Origin of the sequence: Helicobacter japonicus, from assembly GCF_000762845.2 — a bacterium.
GTDB classification, from domain to species: Bacteria; Campylobacterota; Campylobacteria; order Campylobacterales; family Helicobacteraceae; genus Helicobacter_C; species Helicobacter_C japonicus.
On sequence record NZ_JRMQ02000043.1, the window covers coordinates 1 to 1,101 of the forward strand.

Sequence of the window (1,101 nt, forward strand, 5' to 3'; positions counted from 1 at the left end):
CAAATCTTACAAACGAAAAAGATCTGCTACAGAGCCTGACAAAGTGCATTTGCATATGTTGATTTTTAAACGAATTACTTATAATAATGCTTGCACTTCACTTGCTATATGTGCATTTTATTTGCCTTTTATTGGATTAAGCGTGTGTTTTTATCATCATACTTTTGTGCTACTTATTTTATGTGTCGTATTTGTGCTATGTTATAGTTATTTTTATACAAAGTTAATCCATTTTAAGTTTAAATAGCTCCTAAAAAAGGAGTTGTATGAATTATGTGTATTTGAGAGTATCGACAAGTAAGCAAACAATTGAAAACCAGAATTTTGAAATACAAAAATGGTGTGAAAATCGTAATATCCACATTGATTTTATATATCAGGAAACTATGAGTGGCACTATTGCTCCTAAGTATAGAAGACTTGGTACAATACTTAAAAAAGCTAAAAAGGGCGATTCCATTATTGTTAGTGAGATTTCAAGGCTTGGTAGAAGTTTATTGCAAATTATGGGTGTGCTTAATCAATGTATGGAATGTGGGATTACAATTTACTCTATTAAAGAAAACTACGAGTTAGGAGATAATATCAACTCTAAAATTTTGGCCTTTGCTTTTGGGTTAAGTGCAGAAATAGAGCGACAATTAATATCCCAACGCACTAAAGAAGCATTGGGGCGACTTAAGAGTAATGGCAAACATATAGGACGATTCAAAGGAGCTTTAACGCCAACACAACAACTTAAACTCTATCCCTTTAAAGAAAAAATCTTAGGTATGAGACAACAAGGTATTCCCATTTTACATATAGCAAGAGAATTAAAAGTCAATCGCAAAACTATCACATATTTTTTAAGCAGACTCAAGTCTCAATCAGAGGTCTAAAAGTTTTTTATAAAGCACAAAATATGCAACAGCAAGGCTTAAAATAAATAATATCAGTATATGAGTATGAGTATAAAAAATAATACTTATATACACAATAGGCGCATAAGCACAGATAATAACACTTGAAGTTAAAGGATTGTTTTTAAGCTTTTTAAAGAGTAAAGTATGAAGATGTAAATTATCTGGACTTGTAGCATTTGCACCAATTTTTTTGCGA

At 30.9% G+C, this 1,101-nt stretch carries 1 protein-coding gene and 2 pseudogenes; 2 read left to right on the top strand and 1 reads right to left on the bottom strand.

All coding sequences use genetic code 11. The annotated features are described in order from the left end of the window. Positions 1 to 247 (top strand): annotated as a pseudogene (locus tag LS65_RS10345) (glycosyltransferase family 4 protein); the annotation flags it as partial. Positions 248 to 266: 19 nt separating this feature from the next. Next, positions 267 to 881: a recombinase family protein gene (locus LS65_RS09720; protein ID WP_034362855.1), complete on the top strand. Its 615-nt coding sequence runs from the start codon at positions 267 to 269 to the stop codon at positions 879 to 881. On the opposite strand, the pseudogene LS65_RS09895 reads toward LS65_RS09720, so the two are convergent. Beyond that, positions 870 to 1,101: pseudogene (locus LS65_RS09895) on the bottom strand (glycosyltransferase family 4 protein); the annotation flags it as partial. The gene LS65_RS09720 and the pseudogene LS65_RS09895 overlap by 12 nt on opposite strands.